Consider the following 22595-nt stretch of genomic DNA (forward strand, 5'->3'; position numbering starts at 1 on the left):
CACGGGCTGCGCACAAAACAAGGACAAAGAAAATGGATCAACCGGCGTGGCTCGAGGCTGCGTGGGCCGAATTCGGCGTGCGCGAAATTCCGGGCAAGGAGAATTCCGCGGAAATCCTGCGTTACTTCCGCGAAGCAGGAGACACAAAGGTCGAAAGCGAAGAGACTCCATGGTGCGCCGCATTTGCAGGCGCGATGTTGAAGCGTGCGGGCTGCGAAGGCACCGGATCGCTTCTCGCCAGGTCGTATCTCGATTGGGGATTGGGCCTCGATGAGCCGCGCTTCGGTGCCATCGCCGTGCTCGCACGCGGCGATGATCCGGCAGCCGGGCATGTCGGCTTTCTGATCGGGACGACGGGCGAGAAGCTCTATCTTCTCGGTGGCAACCAGAACGACGCGGTGACCGTCTCAGCGTTCGACGCGGCTCGGCTTCTGAGCTTCCGATGGCCGAACGTGGAAGCTCATGCCGAACAGAGGGCCGCGAACGACGGCGTTTTCGCGAAATTGCTTGCCCACGTCCTCGAAATGGAGGGAGGCGTTTCGAACGATCCGTATGATCCCGGCGGCCCGACCAATCGCGGCGTGACGCTCGAAGTCTATGCCAACTTCAAGGGCCAGACGATCGATGCGGGGTCGCGGCCGCGGCTGATTGCGGAACTGAAGTCGATCCCCGATGCGGTCGTCGAAGCCATCTATGACCGGCGGTACTTTGAACCGGCGCATTGCTCACTGTTCACGGCACCGCTCGCGCTGATGCATTTCGATGCCGCAGTGAACCACGGCGTCGGCGCTGCGATCCGGATTCTGCAGCAGGCCGTCAACGTGGCCGTCGACGGCGAGATCGGCCCCGAGACGCTCTCCGCGATCGACGGCCGACGTCTGATCGATCTCGTCGACGACTACGCCGAAATCCGGCGCACCCGTTATCGGGCTCTTCCCCACTTCTGGCGTTTCGGACGCGGCTGGTTGAAGCGCGTCGACGCGACATTGGCTCTCGGAAAATCGTGGGCGGCGGCGGAAGGCACGACCCGCGGGCTTCTGGAACCCGCACAAATTGCAAAAGGAGAAACCAGCATGAGCACGACAGCTACGAAGACGATGGACGATGGGTCGAAATGGTGGGCGCAATCAAAGACGCTATGGGGCACGCTGATCACCGCCGCGGCGACGGTGCTCCCCGTCGTGGCGCCGGCGATCGGGGTGAGCCTTCCCGCGAGCCTTATCCAAACTTTTGGCGATCAGGTACTTACCGCCGCTCAGGCGCTGACAGGCGTGTTCGGAACGGGCCTCGCGATCTATGGCCGGTTCAAGGCGTCGTCGGTCCTCAGCCTCCGCAAGAATTAAGAATTCGGCTCTATTCCGGCCCCCCTCCAGTATTCATCGGCCATTCAACGCGCTATGTTTAAGGGTCGGGTTCCCGGAAATGCGCGGATGATCGATTTGAGAAGAGCGGTGATAGCGGCGGCTGCGGCGGTATTTCTTCCGTGCGCAGCCGCGCGCGCCGACAACTGCGTGACCGACTGGGGCATGGCGGGTCAAATCGTCCGTCAGCAAAACCTAGTAACTGTCGAGGAGATGTCGCGTTCTCTGGCCGCAGATGGTATCGGCAAGCTGGTGAAGACGACGCTGTGCCGTTCGGAAGCCGGATATTTCTACCGGCTGGTTATTAAAAGTCCGACGGGAGAGCTTAGAACGACCGTTATGACGGCGAAGGGCCGGTAGTCGGTCCGTCGCTGCGGTGGAAGTCTCTCGACGGGATTTCCGTCTGGCCGCAAGCGGTGCATGAGGGGAGGGGGATGCCGTGCGAGCTCTCGTCGTAGAAGATGACAAGGACCTGAACCGCCAGCTTTCGACGGCTCTGGAGGACGCCGGGTTTGCCGTCGATAGGGCAGCCGATGGCGAAGAAGGTTACTTTCTTGGCGATACCGAGCCCTACGACATCGTCATTCTCGATATCGGTTTGCCCAAAATGGACGGCATATCGGTCCTCGAGCAGTGGCGGCGAAGCGACCGCAAGATGCCGGTCATCATCCTGACCGCTCGCGACCGCTGGAGCGACAAGGTCGCCGGTATGGATGCCGGTGCCGACGATTATTTGGCGAAGCCCTTTCACATGGAGGAGCTGCTTGCGCGCGTCCGCGCCCAGGTCCGCCGGGCTTCGGGCCATGCGAAATCCGAAATCGAATGTGGTCCGGTGCGTCTCGATACGAAATCGGCGCGCGTCACCTGCGAAGGCTTGCCGGTCAAGCTGACCTCGCACGAATTCCGCCTGCTGGCCTACTTGATGCACCACAACGGCCGCGTGGTTTCGCGGACCGAACTGGTCGAACATCTCTACGATCAGGATTTTGATCGCGATTCGAACACGATCGAAGTATTTATCGGCCGGCTGCGGAAGAAGATTCCCGGCGACGTGATCCAGACGGTCCGCGGTCTGGGATACCGCATGAGCCAAGGACCGGATGAGGCTTAACTCACTTGCGCTGCGCCTCTTTGCAACATCGGCAGCGTGGACGCTTCTGGCGCTGCCGCTCGCGGGCTACATCATTTATGCGCTCTACCGGGACGACGTGCAGCTGAGCTTCGACGCTCAGTTGAAAAAGCTGCTGACGCAAATCACGATCGACAGCATGAGCACGATGGGCGATGAGCCCGTCAACCCGCCGAACCTTTACGAACCCCTTTTCGAAGTCACGCAGTCCGGCTGGTATTGGCAGATCCGGCCGATCGATGGTGCGCCGGGCCGCACGCTCGTCTCGCCGTCACTGGCGACCGCGATGCTGCCGTCCCCGTATGACCGGAAGTTCCCGACCGACGATACTGGTACGCGCTGGATGAACGTCCCGGGACCAACAGGCTCCACGATCCGCATCCTCGAATTCATCGATTCCCCCGGTCACGATCCCGAAAAGACGAAGTATTCGATCATGGTGGCCGGTCCCATGGATTGGTTCGAGGAGACGGTCGCCAAATTCCGCGCGCGCCTGACGAGCGCGCTTTCTCTCGTTGGACTGGGCCTCCTGGCGGCAACCGTCTTCCAGGTTCGCTTCGGCCTTCTGCCTTTGCGCCGGATCGAGCGCGGACTGGCGAGTATCCGGTCAGGTCAGGTCGAGCGGCTGGAAGGCAAGCTGCCGGCCGAAATCGAGCCGCTGCAGACCGAGCTCAACGCGCTGATCGAGTCAAACCAGGACATCATCGATCGCGCCCGGACGCAGGTCGGCAATCTCGCGCATGCATTGAAAACGCCGCTTGCCGTCATCACCAACGAGGCGCGCGAGGACAAGACTGCGTTCGGCTCCAAGGTCGCCGAGCAGGCGCATCTGATGCGCGATCAGATTACCCACTATCTCGATCGCGCGCGCATTGCCGCGAGGACGAATACCATCGGCCGCGTCACGTCCGTCGAGGCGGTCGCCGAAGCGCTTGTCATGGCGATCGAACGCATTCACCGGGAAAAAGGCATCTCGATCGATTACACCGTTCAGCCGGGCGCCAAGTTTCAAGGCGAGAAGCAGGACCTGGAAGAAATGCTCGGCAACCTGCTCGATAACGCCTGCAAGTGGGGGCAGGCTCGCGTCTACCTGACGGCGGTCGTCAATAACCCTGAAACGACGAGCCGCAGAAAGCTCAGGATTACCGTCCAAGACGACGGGCCGGGTCTCTCGCCTGAGCAGAGAGCCAAGATCGGCAAGCGCGGACTTAGGCTCGACGAGAGCAAACCAGGGTCGGGCCTCGGGCTTTCGATCGTTTCCGATCTCGCCGCGTCCTATCGGGGAAAGCTCCGGCTCGACGCCTCCGAGCATGGTGGGCTGAAAGCCATCATTGAGCTTCCTGCAGCCTGACAGATCGGGCCGATGCCGCAGCGCAACACCACAAGCGGATGGGGATTTGCCCGAATTGTGGTGGATTTCCGCCTTGTCGAAGGCACAATATCGGTCTAGCGAATAAGCGGGACTGTGCGCCGGTGGGGGGCCAGCGGCGTGTCTGGGATGGGCCAGGAATGGGGTTTACCATGCGCATCGCGCGCTTTTCGCTGCCGTTGATGGCAGCTGTCTTGCTTTGTGCCTGCAGCAACGGCCAAGGCGGAGTGGACAACACGAGCACCGGCCTTGTTCTCGGCAGCATCGCCGGCGGTGTCCTCGGAAATTCGATCGGCAAAGGTGAGGGCGGCAAGGTCGCGGCCACCATTGGCGGCGCCGTCATCGGCGGCATCGTCGGCAGCCAGATCGGCAAGAGCCTCGACGAGCGCGACCGCCGCTACGCACAGGAAGCGGAATACGACGCCCTCGAGCGCGGACAGTCCGGCAACCCGCGCCAGTGGCGCGATCCCGACACCGGTCACTACGGCGAAATCGTTCCGAGCAGGCCCTACAAGCGTGGCGTTGCCGATTGCCGGGATTACACGCACACGATTTACATCGACGGACGGCCGCAGCAGATGCATGGCACCGCCTGCCGGAGCGCTGACGGAACCTGGCAGAACGTTGGTTGACGCGCTGCAGCGTCAACTCGTGTCTTTCGCGAAGTTAATCTAGTCCGCGACAGATGGGCAGGCCTGACCTTTGCCGGCTTGCCTCGGCAGACGTGCGATCCTATTCCCTGCAGCGAAGCTTGAGGATCGCGGCGCAATGGTTTTTTGGATTCTAGTGGCCGGATTGGTGGCAGCCGTGACGCTCGCCATTACGCGGCCGCTGATGCGCCCGTCCACGCCGGCGACGAACGCGGGCGACGCCGATATCGCCGTCTACAAGGATCAACTCAAAGAGATCGCAGCCGACGAGGCGCGAGGTACGCTCGGCGTTGCCGAGGCGGAAAGTGCGCGCGCCGAGATCGGCCGCCGGATTTTGCGCGCAGCCGAGGGCAGTTCGCGACCCGAACCTTCATCTCGCGCGGCCGGCCAAAATCGATTTATCAAAACGGTGTCGATTGCCACCTCGATCGCCCTGCCGCTCGCGAGCTTGGCGCTTTATCTGGTCTACGGCGCGCCCGGCCTGCCCGGACAGCCCTTGAGCGATCGTCTCGCTGCGGCAACGGACTCGAACAAACCCAACGACCTGATCGCCAAGGTCGAAGAACGCCTCAGAGAGCATCCCGAAGACGGCACCGGATGGGATGTGATCGCGCCGGTGTACTACGCAACCGGTCAATACGCCGGCGCCGCGACCGCCTACCAGAACGCCATTCGCCTGATCGGCGAAACACCGCGGCGTCTCCAAGGCTTCGCCAACGCGCGCATCCACATCGAGAACGGCATCGTCCCGGAAGATGCGCGCAAGGCTCTCGAACGGGTTCTGCAGATCGAGCCGAACGCGACCGAGCCGCGCATTTGGCTGGCGCTCGCCAAGGAGCAGGACGGCCGCCTGCAGGAAGCCGCCGCGGACTATCGCAAGCTCATCGACGAAGCGCCGGAACACGCGCCCTGGCGTAAGGCTCTTGAAGATCGCCTCGCAAACCTCGGCAAGGACTCGGGCGGTGCTCCTGCACCCGGCCCGGCAGCCGCCGCTACAGCGGCTTCTGCGCCCGCCGACAATCCCAATGCCGCCGCGATCATGAGCATGAACCCGGAGGAACGGGAGGCGTTCATCACGCGTATGGTCGATAATCTCGCATCCCGTCTTAAGTCCGATGGAAGCGATGCCGAAGGCTGGGTTAAATTGATACGCGCCTATCAGGTTCTCGGCCGCCGCGATGATGCGGTCAAAGCTTTGACCGATGCCCGTGCCAACCTCAAAGGCAATGAGGTGGGCCTGGCCAAGGTCGACAGCTTGGCGCGTCAGCTCGGCCTCGGGAGCTAACGCAATGCAGGATGACCAATGACGCGAAAGCAAAAGCGCGGAGTTCTGATCGGCGGCGGTGTTGCGACGCTCGCGGTCGCGCTCGTCTTGGTGCTCTTCGCGCTGAAGGACAGCATCGTCTTTTTCCATACGCCGAGCGACATCGCCGAAAAGGGAGTTCCGCCCGGCCAGCGCATCCGCCTCGGCGGATTGGTCGAGCACGGATCTGTCGTTCGCGGGCAGGGGACGACCATTACGTTCAAAGTAACCGATACACTCAAAGAAATTCCGGTGACCTTTACCGGCGTGCTGCCTGATCTGTTCAAGGAAGGCCAGGGCGTCGTCGCCGAAGGCACGCTCGACGCCAACGGCAACTTCAAAGCCGACAGCGTGCTGGCGAAGCATGATGAAAATTATATGCCGCGCGACGTCGCGAAGGCGCTCGAAGCGAAAGGCGTCAAACTCGGAGCCAGCGCCCATCCGGGTCAGTTGAAGGCATCGATGCCCTAGAAGGATTTGCTGTGTTTGTAGAATTCGGACATTTCGCGCTGATCCTGGCTTTGCTGGTTGCCGTCGTGCAGGTCATCGTTCCTGCAATCGGCGCCTCCATCAAGGACGAGCGGATGATGCGCGTCGCGGATCCCGCGGCTGTCTCTCAGCTCTTTCTGATCGCCATCGCCTTCTTCGCATTGATGCACGCCTACGTGACGTCCGACTTCTCGGTTCTGAACGTCGCCGAAAATTCCCATTCAACGAAGCCGCTGATCTACAAGATGGCGGGCGTCTGGGGCAATCATGAAGGCTCGATGCTGCTCTGGGTGTTGATCCTGGCGCTCTTCGGTGCAGCCGTCGCGGTCTTCGGCAACAATCTTCCGGTGACGCTGAAAGCCCGCGTTCTTGCCGTGCAGGCGTCGATCGCGGTGGCGTTTTTGCTTTTCTCGCTGCTGACGTCCAATCCCTTCGCCCGCCTCGATCCGGCACCGGCCGACGGGCGCGGCTTGAACCCGATCCTGCAGGACCCCGCGCTCGCGTTCCATCCGCCATTTCTCTACACGGGCTACGTCGGCTTCTCGATTGCGTTCTCGTTCGCAATCGCCGCGCTGATCGAAGGCCGCATCGACGCGGCCTGGGCGCGCTGGGTACGGCCGTGGACACTCGCCGCCTGGATGTTTCTGACGATCGGCATCGCGATGGGCTCGTGGTGGGCCTATTACGAACTCGGCTGGGGCGGTTGGTGGTTCTGGGACCCCGTTGAGAACGCGTCCTTCATGCCGTGGCTCGCGGGAACCGCGCTTCTGCATTCCGCACTCGTGATGGAAAAGCGCGAAGCGCTGAAGATCTGGACCGTGCTGCTCGCGATCCTGACGTTCTCGCTGTCGCTGATGGGCACGTTCATCGTCCGCTCGGGCGTGCTGACGTCGGTCCATTCGTTCGCAGTCGATCCGGCGCGCGGCGTCTTCATTCTTGCCATCCTGGTTCTCTTTACCGGCGGCGGTCTCGCGCTCTTTGCTTTCCGCGCCAGGGATATGCAGGCCGGCGGCCTCTTCCAGCCGATCAGCCGCGAAGGCAGCCTCGTTCTCAACAACCTCCTGCTGGTGACGGCGGCCGCGACGGTGCTCGTCGGCACGCTCTATCCGATGGCGCTCGAAGGATTGACGGGCGAGAAGATTTCCGTCGGTCCGCCGTTCTTCAACATGACGTTCGGCCCGCTGATGATCCCGCTGCTCATCGCGCTGCCGATCGGACCGATGTTGGCCTGGAAGCGCGGTGACTTCGCCGGAGCGATGCAACGTCTGGCGTTTGCTTTTGGGACGGCTCTGGTCGGCCTCGTCGCCGTATTCGCCGCCGAGTATCGCGGACCCTGGCTCGCTCCGTTCGGCATCGCCCTCGGCGTCTACGTGATGGCGGGTGCCGTGATTGAATGGGCGAACAGAGTGAAAGTCGCCTCAGCAGGCTTCGATGAAATCTTCCGACGAGCGAAAAATCTGCCACGGTCGGCCTACGGCACGCTGTTGGCCCACTTCGGCATCGGCATGCTCGTCGTCGGCATCGTCGCCACGAGCGCCTATCGCGAAGAGCATATCCAGGCGATGAAGCCGGGTGAGAAGCTGGCCGTAAATGGCTACAACGTAACCTTTACCGGCATCGAGCGTGCCCGAGGACCGAACTACGTCGAAGACATCGCCGACTTCGATGTGAAGCGCGATGGTGATACGGTCGCGCGGCTCACGCCTTCGAAGCGCCTCTACGACGCCCCGCCGCAATCGACGACGGAGTCCGGCATTTACGCCGCTTGGCGTGGCGATCTCTATCTCGTCATCGGCGATCCGCAGCCCGGTGGTGGTTATGCCGTCAGAGCCTATTTCAATCCGCTCGTACGCTTCATCTGGCTCGGCGCGTTGATCATGTTCATTGGCGGCGGCATCTCGCTATCCGACCGGCGCTTGCGCGTCGGTGCGCCGGCGAAAGCGCGCCAATCCATTGCGGTGCCTGCGGAGTGATGCCTTTGCGACGCTTTCCGGCAATCGCATTTTTGACAGTCTGGACGGTCTTCGCCGCCGCGCCGGTCGCTCTTGCCGTTCAGCCGGGCGAGATGCTCGCCGATCCCGCGCTCGAACAGCGGGCCCGGACGATCTCGGCCGAGTTGCGCTGCCTCGTCTGTCAAAATCAGTCGATCGACGACAGCGACGCCCCGCTTGCGGGCGATCTCCGCCGGCTCGTGCGCGAGCGTCTCGAAGCAAAAGATTCCGACCAGCAGGTCCTCGACTATGTCGTCGCCCGCTACGGCGAATTCGTTCTCTTGAAACCGCGTTTCGAGCTATCGACGCTTCTGCTTTGGTTGACGCCCGTCCTGGTTCTGATCGGTGGCCTCGCACTGGTTCTGCGCGCTGGGAAAAAGGATGTATCCAATCCGAGCGCGCCACTGACCGAGCAGGAAAAAGCCAAGCTCGACACGATCCTTACGAGCGACCGGCAGTAGCCGAAATCGTCGTCTCAGAAGGCTAGATTACCAACAGTTAACGTCCCTGACATGCTGCCGTAATCCCGTGTTCGCTACGCCTCGTATTAAGGCTAGCGAAGCCTTTATTCATGTGGAGACCCTTGGGATGCGATTGCCCCGCCGTACGTCGACGACCTCACCTTACAAAATAGCTTCAAGAATTGCGCCGGCGTCGCTTGCCATGGCGGCCGTAGCGGTGGTGGGTTTTGGGCTCCTCACGCCATCCTCTCCCGCTCTCGCCGATACCGCTGGCCAAACCATTCAGACCCCGTTCGGGAATGCGCCCATCTCGTTTGCCGACATCGTCGACAAGGTCAAACCGGCCGTCGTCTCTGTCTCGGTCGTGAACGATGGCGGCGCTTCCAAGCTCGCGTCGAACGACAAGAGCGGCAAGAAAGGCGACAAGGGCGAGAAGGGCTTCACGCTTCCGGATTTGCCGCCGGATCATCCGCTCCACGACTTCTTCAAGAATCTGCCGAAGGAATTCGGTCAGCAGGAGCAGCGTCCGAAGATCGTCCAAGGCCAGGGCTCAGGCTTCGTCATCACGCCTGATGGCTACGTCGTGACCAACAATCACGTCATCGACGGCGCGACGAAGATCCAGGTTACTTTCGACAATGACGATACGAAGTACGATGCCAAGCTGATCGGCACCGACCAGCGCACCGACATCGCCGTCATCAAGATCGAGAGCAACAAGACATTCCCGACGCTGAAGCTCGCGGAAAAGGAATCCCGCGTCGGTGACTGGGCGCTCGCTGTCGGCAATCCGTTCGGCCTCGGGGGCACCGTCACCGCAGGCATTGTTTCGGCGCTGGCGCGCGATATCGGCTCTGGTCCCTACGATTATCTGCAGATCGACGCCGCCGTGAACCGCGGCAACTCGGGTGGTCCGACGGTCAACATCAACGGCGAAGTCATCGGTGTGAACACCGCGATCTTCTCGCCGTCGGGCGGCAACGTCGGCATCGCCTTCGCGGTGCCCGCAAAAACCGTCAAGGAAGTCGTTCAGCAGCTGAAGGCTGGCGGCACGGTCAATCGTGGCTGGCTCGGCGTCAAGATTCAGAACGTCGATGAAGACACCGCCGCGAGCGTTGGGCTTGCCGATGCGCACGGCGCCCTCGTCAGCGAAGTGACGCCGAACGGTCCGGCCGCGAAATCGGGCATCAAAGCCCAGGACGCGATCATCCAGGTGAACGGCGAGAAGATTGCTGACAGTCGCGATCTCGCGCGAAAGATCGCCGAACTCGCGCCCGACACCTCGGTCGACGTCAAGGTCTGGCGCAACAACGCCGAGCAAACGATCAAGGTGAAGCTCGGACTGTTCCCGAAGAACGCCGAAGCGGCCATGAAAGGCGATAACGACGACGACAGCAACGGCAACAGCGACGACGATAACGCCAAGCCGTCGTCCGTCGAGCTGAGCCAGCTCGGCCTGACGTTGATGCCGGCCCGTACCGGCAAGGACGCTGGCGAGGGCGTTGCGATCGCCGAGGTTGATCCCTCTTCGGATGCGGCTCAGAAGGGCCTGAAGCCGGGCGACGTGATCCTCGAGGTTTCGGGCCAGACGGTCGGATCTCCGGACGACGTCCTCTCAGGGGTCAAGAAGGCCCAGGATCTGAAGCGCACGGCGGTTCTCCTCCACATCAAGTCGTCGGATCAGAAGCGCTTCGTTGCCGTTCAGATCAGCTCCAAGAAAGGCTGAGGTTAACCAGCCATGAAGAACTCGGGCAGCTCCGTCGATCAAACGGCGGGGCTGCCTCGACGTCCGCCGCACGGCCAGCTAAACAGTGAGCGGAGAGAAGACGAAAGTCGGACATACACCATGCGCGTGCTCGTGATAGAAGACGATAAAGAAACCGCGCTTTTCCTTCAGAAATCTTTGAAAGAGAACGGCCATACGGCTGATCTCGCGCATGATGGCGAAGCCGGGCTGGCGCTCGCGACCGAGGGCGCCTACGACGTCCTGATTGTCGACCGGATGCTGCCGCGCCTCGACGGACTCTCACTGATCAAATCGCTGCGGGCAGAGGCCAACCGCACGCCCGTGCTCATCCTCTCCGCGCTGGGCGAGGTCGACGATCGCGTCAAGGGCCTGCGTGCCGGCGGCGACGACTATCTGACGAAGCCCTACGCCTATTCCGAACTCCTGGCACGCGTCGAAGCGCTCGGCCGGCGAACGGCGCCGGAAGAGCAGCAAACCCGTTACGCCGTCGGCGATCTCGTGCTCGATCGTCTCTCGCACCGTGTCACGCGCGGAGGCGAGCACATTCTTCTGCAGCCGCGCGAGTATCGGCTGCTTGAATATCTCATGCAGCATGCCGGTCAGGTCGTAACGCGCACGATGCTGCTCGAGCATGTCTGGGATTATCACTTCGATCCGCAAACGAACGTCATCGACGTCCACGTTTCCCGCCTTCGCGCCAAGATCGACAAGAATTTCGACAGGCAATTGCTGCACACGGTCCGGGGCGCAGGATACACAATTCGTGACGGCCCTGCTTGACCGCGTCGCGAAAGCGGCCTCGACGACAGCTTTTGGACTGAGCGCGCTTGCGGTAGCTTTTTTTCTGTTCGCCGCCGCCATCGTCGTCGGCGTTCTCTTCTGGCAGACCAACAATCTGCTGACCGAACAGGTCCTTGCCACGCTCAACGGCGAAGCCCGCATCCTGACCTCCGAAATGAAAGTCGGCGGGCAAGGCAAATTGATCGAGACCGTAACGGCTCTTTCCCGTCCGCAAGGCACCGGCCTTTATTATCTCGCCGATCCCAACGGGACGAAGATAGCCGGAAATCTCAACCGCATTCCGCCCGAGCTCGAAGCTGAGGGACACGGCGGCGTTTTCACCTATCAGCAAACGGTGGGCGGCCGGGAGAAAACGCATCTCGCGGTCGCCATTCCCGTCGATCTCGGACCGGGTCTGCGTCTCATCATCGGCCGCGACGTCGAGGATCAGCGCGCGTTTGCGGATTCCGTCCGGACCACGTTTCTTCTCGGATTTGGCGTGCTGTCGATCCTCGGCCTCCTCGGCGGTCTCGCCGTCAGCCGCCTCATCGTCAATCGCATGGATGAAATCACCGCGACCAGCCGGCAGATTATGGACGGTGATCTTTCGCGCCGCATTCCGACGTCGGGCAAAGGAGGCGAGCTCGATAGCCTCGCGGCCAGCCTCAACCAGATGCTGGACCGTATCGAAAACCTGATGAGCGGCCTTCGCGAAGTCTCCGACAACATTGCCCACGATCTGAAGACGCCGCTCAACCGCTTGCGGAATTCGGCCGAGGCCGCGCTCCGCGATCCGCGTGGCGGCGAAGCCTATCGCGAAGGCCTCGAGCGAACGATCGAGAAGGCCGACGAGCTGATCAAGACCTTCAATGCGCTCCTTCTCATCGCCCGTCTCGAAGCGGGAGCCCTGGAAGAAAGTACGGAGACGTTCGATCTCGGCCGCTTCGCCGGCGACGTCAGCGAGCTTTACGCACCGGCTGCCGAAGAGGCAGGCTTCGCCCTGTCGATCGATACCGAGCAGGGCCTGTTCGTCTCGGGCAACCGGCAATTGATCGGACAGGCGATTGCCAATCTCATCGACAACGCGATCAAATACTCGCGCGGCGGCGAGCCCGGCAGCGTTATCACCGTTCGGGCCTGCCTGCTGGAGGGACGCCCCGCCATTTCCGTCGGCGACCATGGCCCGGGCATCGATGCCGCCGATCGGGAAAAAGCGCTGAAACGCTTCGTGCGGCTCGAAGCCAGCCGCACCAAACCGGGCACCGGCCTGGGTCTGAGCCTCGTCGCGGCAGTCGCCCGCCTCCATCACGGCGAAATCCGCCTGGAAGACAATCAGCCGGGATTGCGGGTCGTGCTCTTGCTGTCGAACAAATGCTTGATCGCAGCGCCGCAACAGGAAGGTGACGCCGAGCCCGGTCTTGCGGCACAATGAGGTTATGGATCAGATCGTTTCCCCAAGTCTCGCCGCTGAGATTGCCGAATGGCCGCAATCGTCACCAGGAGGCATCGGCTCTGAACACTTCAATGCGCTGAAGGCAGAAGCCGAAAGTTCCTGTCCACCGCTCGCAGGCCTCCTAAGCGATCCGAAGGTCGAAAGCCTGCTGAAAGGCACTTTCGACGGCTCGCCCTATCTTGCCGCGCTCGCGAACCGGGATCTCGCTCGGTTGGCGCGCATCCTTTGCGAGCCTCCCGAGGCGCGCTTCCGGAAGGCGACCGAAGTCCTGACCGCCGGAATGCGCGAGGCGCCTGATCTCGTCACGGCCAAACGCGTGCTCCGCATCTACAAGTCGGAAATCGCGCTGCTGACCGGGTTCGCCGACCTTGCGGGCGTCTGGCCGGTGATGACCGTGACGCGGACGCTTTCGGAATGCGCGGACGCCGCCGCCGCGACGGCCGTGCGCTTCCTGTTTCGCATCGCATCCGCGCGAGGGCTTTGGCAGCCGCTCGATAGCGAAGAGCCGGAGCGGGAGTCCGGATACTTCGTGCTCGCCATGGGCAAGCACGGCGCCTTCGAGCTCAATTATTCGAGCGACATCGATTTGACGGTCTTCTTTGACCGCGACAAGTCCCGCCTCATCGGCGACGGCGACTTGCAATCGTTCTTCGTGCGGCTCACGCGCGACCTCGTGCTGCTGCTCGATGAGCGGACAGCCGACGGCTACGTCTTCCGCACCGATCTCCGTTTGCGGCCCGACGCCGGCGCAACGCAGATCGCGCTCTCCACCGCCGCCGCGCACGGCTATTACGAAACCGTCGGCCAGAACTGGGAACGCTCCGCCATGATCAAGGCGCGGCCGGTAGCGGGCGACCTCGAAGCGGGCGAAACATTTCTCGCCGAACTCGCACCATTCATTTGGAGGAAGTATCTCGATTTCGCGGCGATCGCCGACATCCATGCGATGAAGCGGCAGATCCATGCCCACAAGGACATAGGCGCCATATCCGTCGCCGGCCAGAATCTCAAACTCGGCCGCGGCGGCATTCGCGAGATCGAATTCTTTGCTCAAACGCAGCAGTTGATTGCTGGAGGCCGCCAGCCCGATCTCCGCGTTCGCGCAACGCTCGACGCCTTGGTGGCGCTCGAACGGCGCGGGTGGGTGAAGGCCGACGTCCGCGCCGACCTCGACGAAGCCTACCGCTACTTGCGGCGCCTCGAACACCGCGTGCAAATGATCGCCGACGAGCAGACGCACGAGGTGCCGTCAAATCCGGTTGCGCTCGATGCGTTCGCACGCTTCTCCGGCTACGCCGGCACGCCCGAGCTTTCGCGCGCGCTGCTGGCGACGCTCGAGACCGTGGAGAAGCATTACGATGGCCTCTTCGAAGAAGCGCCGCAACTGACGCCCGCAGGTTCGAGCCTCGTTTTCGCCGGTGCGGAAGACGATCCGCACACGCTCGCGGAGCTGAAGCGCCTCGGCTATTCGCAACCCGCGCAAGTGTTGGCGATCGTGCGGGGCTGGCATCATGGCCGCTCGCCCGCTGTGAGATCGCCGCGCGCTCGTGAACGCTTGACGGAAGTGCAGCCACTCTTGATCGAAGCGCTCGCCGATACCGTCGATCCCGACGCCGCGATTGCGAGCTTCGATCGTTTCATCGCCGAGCTTCCGTCGGGGGTCCAGCTTTTCTCGTTGCTGAAGGCGCAGCCAAGGCTGATCCGCCTCTTCGCCGACATCATGGGTTCCGCCCCGCGCCTGGCGAGCATTCTTTCACGTCGCCGCCGGCTGCTGGACGCCGTGCTCGATCCGCAGGTTCACGGCGGCGACCTCAATGGCGCGGCCATCGACGACCTCGTGATGAAGGCGTTCCGAGCGGCGCGCGCCACGGCCGTCGGCGATCCAATGCAGGAAATTCTCGACACGGCGAGACGGATCGGCAGTGAACAGGGATTTCTCGTCGGCGTCAGAATCCTGGCAGGCAGCATTTCGGCGACCGAAGCGGGCGCCGCCTACGCGACCATCGCGGAGCGGCTGATTGGAGCGCTCTTCGCCGAGGTCACGCGCGAGATGGAGGAAGACCACGGCCGCGTGCCGGGCGGAGCCGCCGTCGTCGTCGCGATGGGCAAGCTCGGCGGCCGCGAAATGACGGCAGCATCCGACGTAGATCTGATCCTGATCTACGATTTCGACGCCGATGCCGAGCAGTCGGACGGCGCCAAGCCGTTATACCCGTCGCAGTACTACACGCGCCTGACGCAGCGCCTCATCACCGCCATTTCGGCACGAACCGCCGAAGGCGCCCTGTACGATGTCGATATGCGTCTTCGTCCATCCGGACAGCAGGGGCCCGTCGCGACGCGCCTGTCGAGCTTCACGAATTATCAGGCGAACGAAGCCTGGACCTGGGAGCACATGGCTCTGACGCGGGCACGCGTGATCGCGGGCAGCCGCGAGTTGGGTTCGCGCGTCGAAGCCGAGATCCGCAAGGTTCTGACGGCGCAGCGCGATCCAGTCAAAATCACGGCCGACATTCGCGACATGCGCGAGCGCATCGAAGCCGAAAAAGCCACGACCGATATCTGGGACCTGAAGCAGGTGAGGGGTGGGCTCGTCGACCTCGAGTTCATTACGCAGCATATCCAACTCGTCCACGCCCCGGATCATCCGGGAATTCTCAGTCAGACGACCCTTGTCGCGCTCGCGGCCGCCGCCGCGGAGGGCGTCATCAATGAGGCCGACTATCGTCTTCTCTCGGAGGCGGGCGAACTCCTGCAAGACCTGACCCAGGTGCTGCGGTTGACGCTTGAAGGCCGGTTTGAGCCGGCGGAAGCCCCGGAAGGCCTTAAGGCTTTGCTCGTCCGGTCGGGGGCGACGGCGTCGTTTCAGGACCTGGAAACGAAGCTGGAGCGGACACTTGGCGAGGTCCACGCGGCGTTTAACCGCCTGATTGCATAGGCCTTTGCACTCCGGCGACGGATTGTGGCAGGTTATGACGTTCTTGCGATGACCGACACGGATCCGGGGCCCTAGGGCCGCATCCATCCGCGGCGTTGAGGCGCGAGGCAGGCTAAACAGGCATGTCGAGAGGATTAGTGGCGGCGACGAGGACCGACGGCGGTCAAGCTGCTCCGCGGCTGACGGCCGAGACACGGACGGACGAAGTTGAGCTTGTTGCCGCTGTCGGTAGCGGCGACGGCGATGCGTTCCGCCTGCTGATGGAGCGCCATCTTGGCGGCATTGTCGCCGTGGCGCGCCGTATGTTGCGGGATGATGCGGAGGCCGAAGATGCGGCGCAGGAGGCGTTCTTGCGGCTTTGGCGCTCGAGCGCGACGCTGGAAATTGGACCGGCGGGCATAAGGCCTTGGCTGCGCCGAGTGGTCTCGAACCTATGCCTCGACCGTGTCCGCGGCCAGAGCAGGGTGAAGGTGGTCGATGAATTGCCAGAGGTCCCCGAGCCGGCGCGACAGCTGGCGGGCCTCGAGAGCCAGGATACGCAGCGCCGGGTCGAGATGGCGATGCAGAAATTGCCTGACCGGCAGCGGTTGGCGCTGACCCTCTTTCACTTCGAGGGCCTGAGCCAGATCGAGATCGGGCAAGTTATGGGAGTATCCGACGAAGCGGTCGAATCGCTCCTCAGCCGGGCACGGCGGCAGCTGAAGGTGGAACTGAGATCGGATTGGGAGTCGCTGCGTAATGATGGCGAACTCTGAATGCGGGAGACGGCAGAACGATGTCACGGAATAGTCTAGGCCCTGTAGGGCTCGACAAACTGGAGGCCGCGCTCGACGCATATGGTGCGGACCGTACGCGATGGCCGGCGCCCCTGCGGCTCGCCTTGTCGGGCCTGATTGCAGGCAATAGCGAAGCGCAGAGAATGCTGCGGGACGCCGAGGCTTTTGATCGCCTGCTCGATAAGGCCCCGCAGTATGACCAGAGCCGCCTCGACGGCTTGAGCCAGCGGATCATGGCGACGGCGGAACGTCAGCCACGCATCGTGACGAACCGTTCGAGCGTCGCTCGCGGATTCTCCGGGCGCCCAGCCGCGTGGAGCTGGCAGCGGCGTCATCATGGCTTCGCCGCAACCGCGCTTGCGGCCTCGTTGGTGCTTGGCGTGTTTGCAGGTCAATTGAATGTGCTGAACTCGAGCGCCGACGCCCTTCTCGGCGGCAATGCGAACGCCAGCAGCACCCGAATTGCGCAGTCAGACGATGCTGATGTTTTGCTGGATGAGGATCTGCTGTGACGGTCGAAGTCAATAAACTTGCGCCTGCTCGCCCAGGATACCTCTATCCGGCCCTCATCGCGTCGCTCGCGCTGAACCTCTTGTTTGTCGGCTTGTTTGCCGCCGCTGCCTGGCATCATTTCCAGAAAAGCCAGTCCGCCAACGAGCCTGGTCTGTTGGCCTTCGTGAGACAGCTCCCTGAAAACCGTCAGGACGCGGTCAGGAACGAGATCACGGGCGCGCGGGCGGCGATGAAGGACCTCCGGGTCAACGTCAGAAAGTCATGGATCGACGCCAATGCGATGTTGACGGAAGAACCGTTCGACAAAGCGAAGTTCGCAGAGGCATTGGCCAAACTGCGCGAGACGGAGAACGCCTATAAGACGGCTCTCAACAACGCCTTGGCGGAAACGGCCGCAAGCCTCAGCCCCGAGGAACGGAAAATTCTGCAGTCCTGGCGCGAGAAGCGCCGTCCAAACGTACTGAGATCGCAAGGCGAGCCTGCAAAGGATGGCGCCAAGCCGGAGTGAGTAACGGCGCGGCTGCCTCAGGCGGCCAGGAAGAGATCGTGCTGTGCCGCTGGAAGCAGGCGCACGATCCATCGGCACTCGCCGTCGGCCGCTGATGTCGTAAGTTCCGCGCCCGAAAGCTCCGAGAGCGTGCGCGCCAGGATCATGCCGAAACCATCTTCGCGCGTCGCGCCTGTCTTATCTGCGCGAATGGCGAGCGAAACATCGATCGCGCCCGGGCGAGATTTTGTTTCGATCCGAAGCGCGCAATCCGAGGTGCCGTTACGGACGGCCTCGCTGATGAGATTGATCAGCAACTGCCGCATGGCCTGATGGTCGCCGAGAATATCGCAGCCGTCGTCAATGTCCCTGACGAGTGAAATCGAGCGCGCCGCGAGGTCGGGCGCTGCAAAGGCACACGCTTCATCAAGGACAGATGTGAGGCGGCTCGTCCGACGGCCCTGGCATTCGGGAGCCGTCAGGAGTGCCGTGATCGCGAGCGCATCCTCGGCGCTTTTGAGCAGGATACGGCCGCTCGCATGAATGTCCCGGGCGTAGGGGCCGTAGTTCGAACCAAGCGGACCGAAGACTTCTTTCGTCATGATCTCCGAGAAGCCCAGCACCGCGTTGAGCGGGGTTCTGAGTTCGTGGCTCATGTGCGCTGTGAGCTTAGCCCACGCTGCCCGGTCGAGAGCGGTGTCCGCAGCTCCGCCACCGAAAAGTTCCGGAAGGCGGACTTGCCCGCCGCGCGCGTCGAAGGCAGACGGCTGTGAAGAGGTTTGCGGATCGCGCGGAGTGCGCTTGTCTTGCTGCCTGGAACTCTGAGCCGGGAGCACGACCACCATCGCGGCAAGGCCAGCGCCTACAACGAACAGAAAAGTCGAAAGTTGATCCGGGTCGAGCTGCGGGACGACCGCGCCAGCCCCGGTGAGAAGACCGGCAAACAGCAAAATCAGCCCGCGCCGCGAGAAGCCGGTCCCGTTCCCGACCTCGCCGGCAGACGGATGCCGCGAGCCGCTGAAGCCGGCAAAGCTCTCCCGTTGAGGAACGGACCAAGTCCGAGCCATCTCGAATTCCTTCGCTGAGTTTTGTCTAAGTGCCCGGCCCCAAAAAAGCGTTGGACGATCATGTCCTCGAGCGTGATTCGACAATCGCCGATTTGCGACTCACCTGTCGAGGGAGAAAAAATCGCGAAGGAATCAATTTTGTTCCGATGACGGCAGCCTGAGCATAAGAGCCGCCGGGTGTGGCGGAAACGCTCAGTCAGTCCTCTAGCATCCGCGAGACGATTTCGTGGCAATCGCGCGAAATCGAAGCGGCGGCAACGCGCTTCAGAGCCGCCTTTGCCAAGCCCTTGCGGCCGGGTTCAAGCGCCCGGTAGCTGCGGAATGCGCCGAGCATCCGTGCCGCGACTTGCGGGTTGAACTGATCAATTTCGAGCACCTTGTCGGCAAGGAAGTCATAGCCCGCACCATCGGCGCGATTGAACTGCAAGGGATTGCCCAACGCGAACGTCCCGACGAGTGCGCGAACTTTATTCGGCGTCGTGATCTTGAAGAGCGGATGCCGGCAGAGTGCCTTGACCTCGTCGAGCACACTCGGCAGCGGAGACTGAGCCTGCGCCGCAAACCACATATCGATGACGAGGTGATCGTCCTTCCAGCGCTGGAAGAAATCCTGAAGGATGTCCTCGCGACCCGGTGCGTCGAGGCCCGCGATCAGAAACAGCGCGTGGCATGCGTCAGTCATATTCGAGGCTTTGCGATAATGCGCCTCTACCCGCTCGAAGTCGTCGCCGGTTTCGCGCGTCGTCAGCAGCGTCAGCGCTGCATTGCGCAATGCACGCCTGCCGGCGCTTTTGGAGCTGGGCGAAAATTTCTTTTCCCGCGAGGCCTCCGCGTAGAGAGATTCGAGTTCGTCCGCCAGCTTGTCGCCGACGGTGCGGCTGAACAACCGGTGGGCATTGTAAATGCCCTCGTGATCGACGCGGCTCGCCTTTTCGCGCGCGATGTCCGCAACGGATGGCAGCTTCAGCAATTCAGCCTTATAGGCGTCGTCGAGTTCGCTGTCCCGCAACGCGTAGCGCAACGCATCGGCGAGCTTGGCGGATTTTGATCCAACGACGGACTTCGGCCGCTTGGAGTCGAGCAGGCCGATGATGCTGCGCGTCGTATAGGCGTTGCTCGCCTGCCAGCGATTGAACAGGTCGCTATCGTGATGCATCAGGAATGCAAGATCCTGATCCGAGAGAGACATCGTGATGGTGACCGGCGCCGAGAAGCCGCGTAGCAGCGACGGAACCGGACGCGAGGTAACGCCTTTGAATTTGAAGTTCGTTGTTCGCTCGGCAACGGCCATGACGCCGTCGCGGATCTTGATGCCGCCCGACACCTCGAGATCCATCTCTTTGCCGTTCTCGCCGAGCAGCGCCATGCTGATCGGAATGAAATAGGGCTGCTTCCTCACCTTGCCGGGCGACGGCTTCAGCACCTGATGAACGGTCAGCTCGGCCGACTTTTTGCGGCGGTCGTATGAGAGATCGCAAACGAGTTCCGGCGTACCGGCCTGCGAATACCAGCGATGGAACTGGGAAAAATCTTCCCCGCTCACATCCGCGAAGCAAGCGATGAAATCTTCGATTGTCACGGCCTGTCCGTCGTGACGCTCGAAATAAAGGTCCATCCCTTCGCGGAATTTGCGAGGTCCGAGGATCGTTCGCATCATCCGGACGATTTCGGCGCCCTTCTCGTAGACCGTCGGCGTATAGAAGTTATTGATCTCGACGTAGCTCTCGGGCCGCACCGGATGCGCGAGCGGTCCCTGGTCTTCCGGAAACTGCAGCGCCTTGAGCTGCCGCACGTCGGAGATGCGCTGCACGGTCGCGCTGCGCAGGTCAGCCGAGAACTCCTGGTCCCGGTAAACGGTCAGGCCCTCTTTCAGGCAGAGTTGGAACCAGTCTCGGCACGTGATGCGGTTGCCGGTCCAGTTGTGGAAGTATTCGTGCGCGACCACGCTTTCGATCGATTCATAATTCGCGTCGGTCGCGGTTTCCGGCGAAGCGAGGATCAAGCGATCGTTGAAGATGTTGAGGCCCTTGTTCTCCATGGCCCCCATGTTGAAGTCCGAGACAGCGACGATATTGAAGACATCGAGATCGTATTCGCGTCCGAACCGCTCTTCATCCCAACGCATGGCGCGCTTCAGGGACTCCATTGCCCAATGCGCGCGGGGTTCCTTGCCGCGTTCGACATAAATGCGGAGATCGACTTCGCGTCCCGACTCGGTCGTGAAGGTGGAGGCGACGGGGGAAAGATTGCCGCCGACGATCGCGAAGAGGTATGAGGGCTTCGGGTGCGGGTCGTGCCAGATCGCGTAGTGACGTTCGCCGCCAGCTAGCGTCCCGCGTTCGACCGGGTTGCCATTCGCCAGAAGAACCGGCGCCGTCTCGACATCCGCCTCGAGACGAACCGTGTATTTAGCGAGCACGTCGGGACGATCGAGAAAATACGTAATGCGCCGGAAGCCTTGCGCCTCGCATTGCGAGCAGTAGACACCGCGCGAGAGGTAGATCCCCTGCAGCGCCGTATTGCCTTTAGGGTTGACCACTGTCTCGATTTCGAGCGTGAACGGCTCCTTCGGGGGCGCGAGAATCGTCAGGCTGGTGTCGTCGACACGATACGATGATGCCTTAAGTTCTTTCCCGTCGAGCGCGACGCTTTCAAGTTTCAGAAGCTCGCCATCGAGCCGAAGCGGAACCTTGCCGCTCGCATCTGAATTCGGATTCCGGCGTATGGCCAGTTTCGATATCACGCGCGTCTTCGACGGCGCGAGCGCGATGTCGAGGTGGACGGTATCGATCAGAAATTCCGGCGGGTGATAGTCGGCAAGTAGGACTGGCTTGGGATTTTCTGACTTCATGACTCTCGCCGTAATGTTATTCGGCGGCCGTCGGCGTCTTAGCCGGTATGCGAAAAAGCCGCCCTTTGATTTTACCCCAGCCGGTGGCGGAAATCATCGTAGCCAAATGACCGAAGTGTCCGTGTCGTGTCATCCTCCTCGAGAATGGCGAGATCAGGGAGGGGCACGCCGTTGAACGTATTGTTCTTGACGAATGAATATTGCATCATATCGGTAAAAATGACCCGATCGCCAACCTTGAGCGGCCGGTCGAAAGAGTATTCTCCGATGATGTCCCCGGTCATGCAGGTTTTGCCGCCGAGAATGTAGGCGTGGGGCTTTTCGCCGGGCGCCGCGGCGCCGACCACTTCCGGAGTGTAGGGCACTTCCAGAACATCCGGCATGTGCGTCGAAGCGGAGGCATCGAGAATGGCGATGTCCTTGCCGTTGTGGTGAATGTCGAGGACGCTGCCGACGAGATAGCCCGTGTTGACGACGAGGCCGGCGCCCGGCTCCAGGACGACGTCGACCTGAAACGTACTTTTGAACGCCTTGATGGCGGCGATCAGCTTGCCAATATCGTAGCCCGGCTTGTTGATGAAATGTCCGCCGCCGAAATTGACGGTTTTGACACGGCGGACATAGTCGCCAAAGACGCGCCCGACATGCTCGATGAGACCCACGGATCCCTCGTGGTCCGACTCGCAGAGAGCATGCGCGTGGAGAATGTCGACTTCGTCCCACGGCACGCGGTCGAGCGTCTCCGGCGTGGCCCCGAAGCGCGAGTAGGGGGCGCAAGGATCGTAAAGCGCGCCGCCGAGCGTCGCGTTGGAATAGCCGGGATTGATCCGGATGCCGATTTTGACCTCCGGATGCTTCCTGATCACCGGAAGGTTCTTCGCAATCTGCTCGGGCGAGTTGAAATAGATGTGCTGCGCGAGCTTCGTCAGCCGCTCCACCTCGCCGGTCGCATAGGCAGGTGAATAGACGTGCACTTCCTTGCCGAACTCGTCGTGGCCGAGCCGCGCCTCGTATTCGCCGCTCGCGGTCGTGCCGTCGAGAACGTCGCGCATCAGGGGAAAGGCCGCCGGAAGCGCGAACGCCTTCGTGGCGAGAAGAATTTTAGCGCCGGTCTCGCGCTTGATCTCCGCAGCGCGCGCCAGATTGCGCTTCAGCGCCGCGACGTCGAGAACGTAAGCGGGCGTCGCAATCGACTGTGCCCAGTCGAACGAGGGCAATTTCAATTTCGAA

General features: G+C 62.1%; 19 protein-coding genes. 16 read left to right on the top strand and 3 right to left on the bottom strand.

The features are described from left to right. The first annotated feature begins 32 nt into the window (after positions 1–32). The 16 genes from AB4Z24_RS06840 to AB4Z24_RS06915 all read left to right on the top strand — a co-directional run bounded on the left by AB4Z24_RS06840 (position 33) and on the right by AB4Z24_RS06915 (position 17468). Positions 33–1343, top strand: a complete 1311-nt coding sequence (locus AB4Z24_RS06840) for a TIGR02594 family protein (protein WP_441706859.1) — start codon at positions 33–35, stop codon at positions 1341–1343. 87 nt (positions 1344–1430) lie between these two features. After that, positions 1431–1721 carry a hypothetical protein gene (locus AB4Z24_RS06845; protein ID WP_441706861.1) on the top strand — a complete coding sequence of 97 codons (291 nt, stop codon included), beginning with the start codon at positions 1431–1433 and terminating at the stop codon, positions 1719–1721. 79 nt (positions 1722–1800) lie between these two features. Next, positions 1801–2472, top strand: coding sequence for a response regulator transcription factor (locus AB4Z24_RS06850; protein WP_441706863.1), 672 nt, complete (start codon positions 1801–1803; stop codon positions 2470–2472). Beyond that, positions 2462–3841 carry a sensor histidine kinase gene (locus AB4Z24_RS06855; protein ID WP_441706865.1) on the top strand — a complete coding sequence of 460 codons (1380 nt, stop codon included), beginning with the start codon at positions 2462–2464 and terminating at the stop codon, positions 3839–3841. The genes AB4Z24_RS06850 and AB4Z24_RS06855 overlap by 11 nt, the downstream gene beginning before the upstream one ends. A gap of 158 nt (positions 3842–3999) precedes the next feature. Next, positions 4000–4491, top strand: a complete 492-nt coding sequence (locus tag AB4Z24_RS06860) for an RT0821/Lpp0805 family surface protein (protein ID WP_441706867.1) — start codon at positions 4000–4002, stop codon at positions 4489–4491. Between the two features lie 136 nt (positions 4492–4627). After that, a complete protein-coding gene (ccmI, locus tag AB4Z24_RS06865; RefSeq protein WP_441706869.1) occupies positions 4628–5794 on the top strand; it encodes a c-type cytochrome biogenesis protein CcmI in 1167 nt (388 codons plus the stop codon). An 18-nt stretch (positions 5795–5812) separates the two neighbouring features. Next, positions 5813–6283: a cytochrome c maturation protein CcmE gene (gene ccmE / locus AB4Z24_RS06870; protein WP_441706870.1), complete on the top strand. Its 471-nt coding sequence runs from the start codon at positions 5813–5815 to the stop codon at positions 6281–6283. Positions 6284–6294: 11 nt separating this feature from the next. Next, positions 6295–8274 carry a heme lyase CcmF/NrfE family subunit gene (locus tag AB4Z24_RS06875; RefSeq protein WP_441706871.1) on the top strand — a complete coding sequence of 660 codons (1980 nt, stop codon included), beginning with the start codon at positions 6295–6297 and terminating at the stop codon, positions 8272–8274. Beyond that, positions 8274–8753 (top strand): cytochrome c-type biogenesis protein, encoded by a 480-nt coding sequence (locus tag AB4Z24_RS06880; protein ID WP_441706873.1) that lies wholly within the window; start codon positions 8274–8276, stop codon positions 8751–8753. The genes AB4Z24_RS06875 and AB4Z24_RS06880 overlap by 1 nt, the downstream gene beginning before the upstream one ends. 127 nt (positions 8754–8880) lie before the next feature. After that, positions 8881–10479: a Do family serine endopeptidase gene (locus tag AB4Z24_RS06885; RefSeq protein WP_441706875.1), complete on the top strand. Its 1599-nt coding sequence runs from the start codon at positions 8881–8883 to the stop codon at positions 10477–10479. Between the two features lie 120 nt (positions 10480–10599). Then, positions 10600–11280 (top strand): response regulator transcription factor, encoded by a 681-nt coding sequence (locus tag AB4Z24_RS06890; RefSeq protein WP_441706876.1) that lies wholly within the window; start codon positions 10600–10602, stop codon positions 11278–11280. Further along, positions 11264–12712 carry an ATP-binding protein gene (locus AB4Z24_RS06895; RefSeq protein WP_441706878.1) on the top strand — a complete coding sequence of 483 codons (1449 nt, stop codon included), beginning with the start codon at positions 11264–11266 and terminating at the stop codon, positions 12710–12712. The genes AB4Z24_RS06890 and AB4Z24_RS06895 overlap by 17 nt, the downstream gene beginning before the upstream one ends. Positions 12713–12716: 4 nt before the next feature. Further along, the gene (locus AB4Z24_RS06900; protein WP_441706880.1) at positions 12717–15671 is read left to right on the top strand and encodes a bifunctional [glutamine synthetase] adenylyltransferase/[glutamine synthetase]-adenylyl-L-tyrosine phosphorylase; all 2955 of its coding nucleotides are present in this window, start codon (positions 12717–12719) and stop codon (positions 15669–15671) included. 122 nt (positions 15672–15793) lie between these two features. Further along, positions 15794–16426 carry a sigma-70 family RNA polymerase sigma factor gene (locus AB4Z24_RS06905; RefSeq protein ID WP_441706882.1) on the top strand — a complete coding sequence of 211 codons (633 nt, stop codon included), beginning with the start codon at positions 15794–15796 and terminating at the stop codon, positions 16424–16426. Positions 16427–16446: 20 nt separating this feature from the next. Then, a complete protein-coding gene (locus tag AB4Z24_RS06910; RefSeq protein ID WP_441706884.1) occupies positions 16447–16959 on the top strand; it encodes a hypothetical protein in 513 nt (170 codons plus the stop codon). Continuing rightward, positions 16956–17468: a periplasmic heavy metal sensor gene (locus AB4Z24_RS06915; RefSeq protein ID WP_441706886.1), complete on the top strand. Its 513-nt coding sequence runs from the start codon at positions 16956–16958 to the stop codon at positions 17466–17468. Before AB4Z24_RS06910 ends, AB4Z24_RS06915 begins: the two co-directional genes overlap by 4 nt. A 17-nt stretch (positions 17469–17485) precedes the next feature. Here AB4Z24_RS06915 and AB4Z24_RS06920 read toward each other — a convergent pair whose 3' ends face one another. From AB4Z24_RS06920 to nspC, 3 genes are all read right to left on the bottom strand, one after another. Further along, positions 17486–18514 carry a sensor histidine kinase gene (locus tag AB4Z24_RS06920; RefSeq protein ID WP_441706888.1) on the bottom strand — a complete coding sequence of 343 codons (1029 nt, stop codon included), beginning with the start codon at positions 18512–18514 and terminating at the stop codon, positions 17486–17488. A gap of 196 nt (positions 18515–18710) precedes the next feature. After that, the gene (gene pepN, locus AB4Z24_RS06925; protein ID WP_441706890.1) at positions 18711–21365 is read right to left on the bottom strand and encodes an aminopeptidase N; all 2655 of its coding nucleotides are present in this window, start codon (positions 21363–21365) and stop codon (positions 18711–18713) included. Between the two features lie 71 nt (positions 21366–21436). Then, positions 21437–22588, bottom strand: a complete 1152-nt coding sequence (gene nspC, locus AB4Z24_RS06930) for a carboxynorspermidine decarboxylase (RefSeq protein ID WP_441706892.1) — start codon at positions 22586–22588, stop codon at positions 21437–21439. Between the last annotated feature and the right edge of the window lie 7 nt (positions 22589–22595).

Source organism: Hyphomicrobium sp. 2TAF46, assembly GCF_052114865.1.
In the GTDB taxonomy this organism is placed as follows: Bacteria; Pseudomonadota; Alphaproteobacteria; order Rhizobiales; family Hyphomicrobiaceae; genus Hyphomicrobium_B.

Bases quoted from the DNA above. Each gene is read 5' to 3' on its own strand.
- AB4Z24_RS06840 (WP_441706859.1), top strand. From the start codon at position 33: ATGGATCAACCGGCGTGGCTCGAGGCTGCGTGGGCCGAATTCGGCGTG.
- AB4Z24_RS06845 (WP_441706861.1), top strand. From the start codon at position 1,431: ATGATCGATTTGAGAAGAGCGGTGATAGCGGCGGCTGCGGCGGTATTT.
- AB4Z24_RS06855 (WP_441706865.1), top strand. From the start codon at position 2,462: ATGAGGCTTAACTCACTTGCGCTGCGCCTCTTTGCAACATCGGCAGCG.
- AB4Z24_RS06860 (WP_441706867.1), top strand. From the start codon at position 4,000: ATGGGGTTTACCATGCGCATCGCGCGCTTTTCGCTGCCGTTGATGGCA.
- ccmI (WP_441706869.1), top strand. From the start codon at position 4,628: ATGGTTTTTTGGATTCTAGTGGCCGGATTGGTGGCAGCCGTGACGCTC.
- ccmE (WP_441706870.1), top strand. From the start codon at position 5,813: ATGACGCGAAAGCAAAAGCGCGGAGTTCTGATCGGCGGCGGTGTTGCG.
- AB4Z24_RS06880 (WP_441706873.1), top strand. From the start codon at position 8,274: ATGCCTTTGCGACGCTTTCCGGCAATCGCATTTTTGACAGTCTGGACG.
- AB4Z24_RS06885 (WP_441706875.1), top strand. From the start codon at position 8,881: ATGCGATTGCCCCGCCGTACGTCGACGACCTCACCTTACAAAATAGCT.
- AB4Z24_RS06890 (WP_441706876.1), top strand. From the start codon at position 10,600: ATGCGCGTGCTCGTGATAGAAGACGATAAAGAAACCGCGCTTTTCCTT.
- AB4Z24_RS06900 (WP_441706880.1), top strand. From the start codon at position 12,717: ATGGATCAGATCGTTTCCCCAAGTCTCGCCGCTGAGATTGCCGAATGG.
- AB4Z24_RS06905 (WP_441706882.1), top strand. From the start codon at position 15,794: ATGTCGAGAGGATTAGTGGCGGCGACGAGGACCGACGGCGGTCAAGCT.
- AB4Z24_RS06910 (WP_441706884.1), top strand. From the start codon at position 16,447: ATGTCACGGAATAGTCTAGGCCCTGTAGGGCTCGACAAACTGGAGGCC.
- AB4Z24_RS06920 (WP_441706888.1), bottom strand. From the start codon at position 18,514: ATGGCTCGGACTTGGTCCGTTCCTCAACGGGAGAGCTTTGCCGGCTTC.
- pepN (WP_441706890.1), bottom strand. From the start codon at position 21,365: ATGAAGTCAGAAAATCCCAAGCCAGTCCTACTTGCCGACTATCACCCG.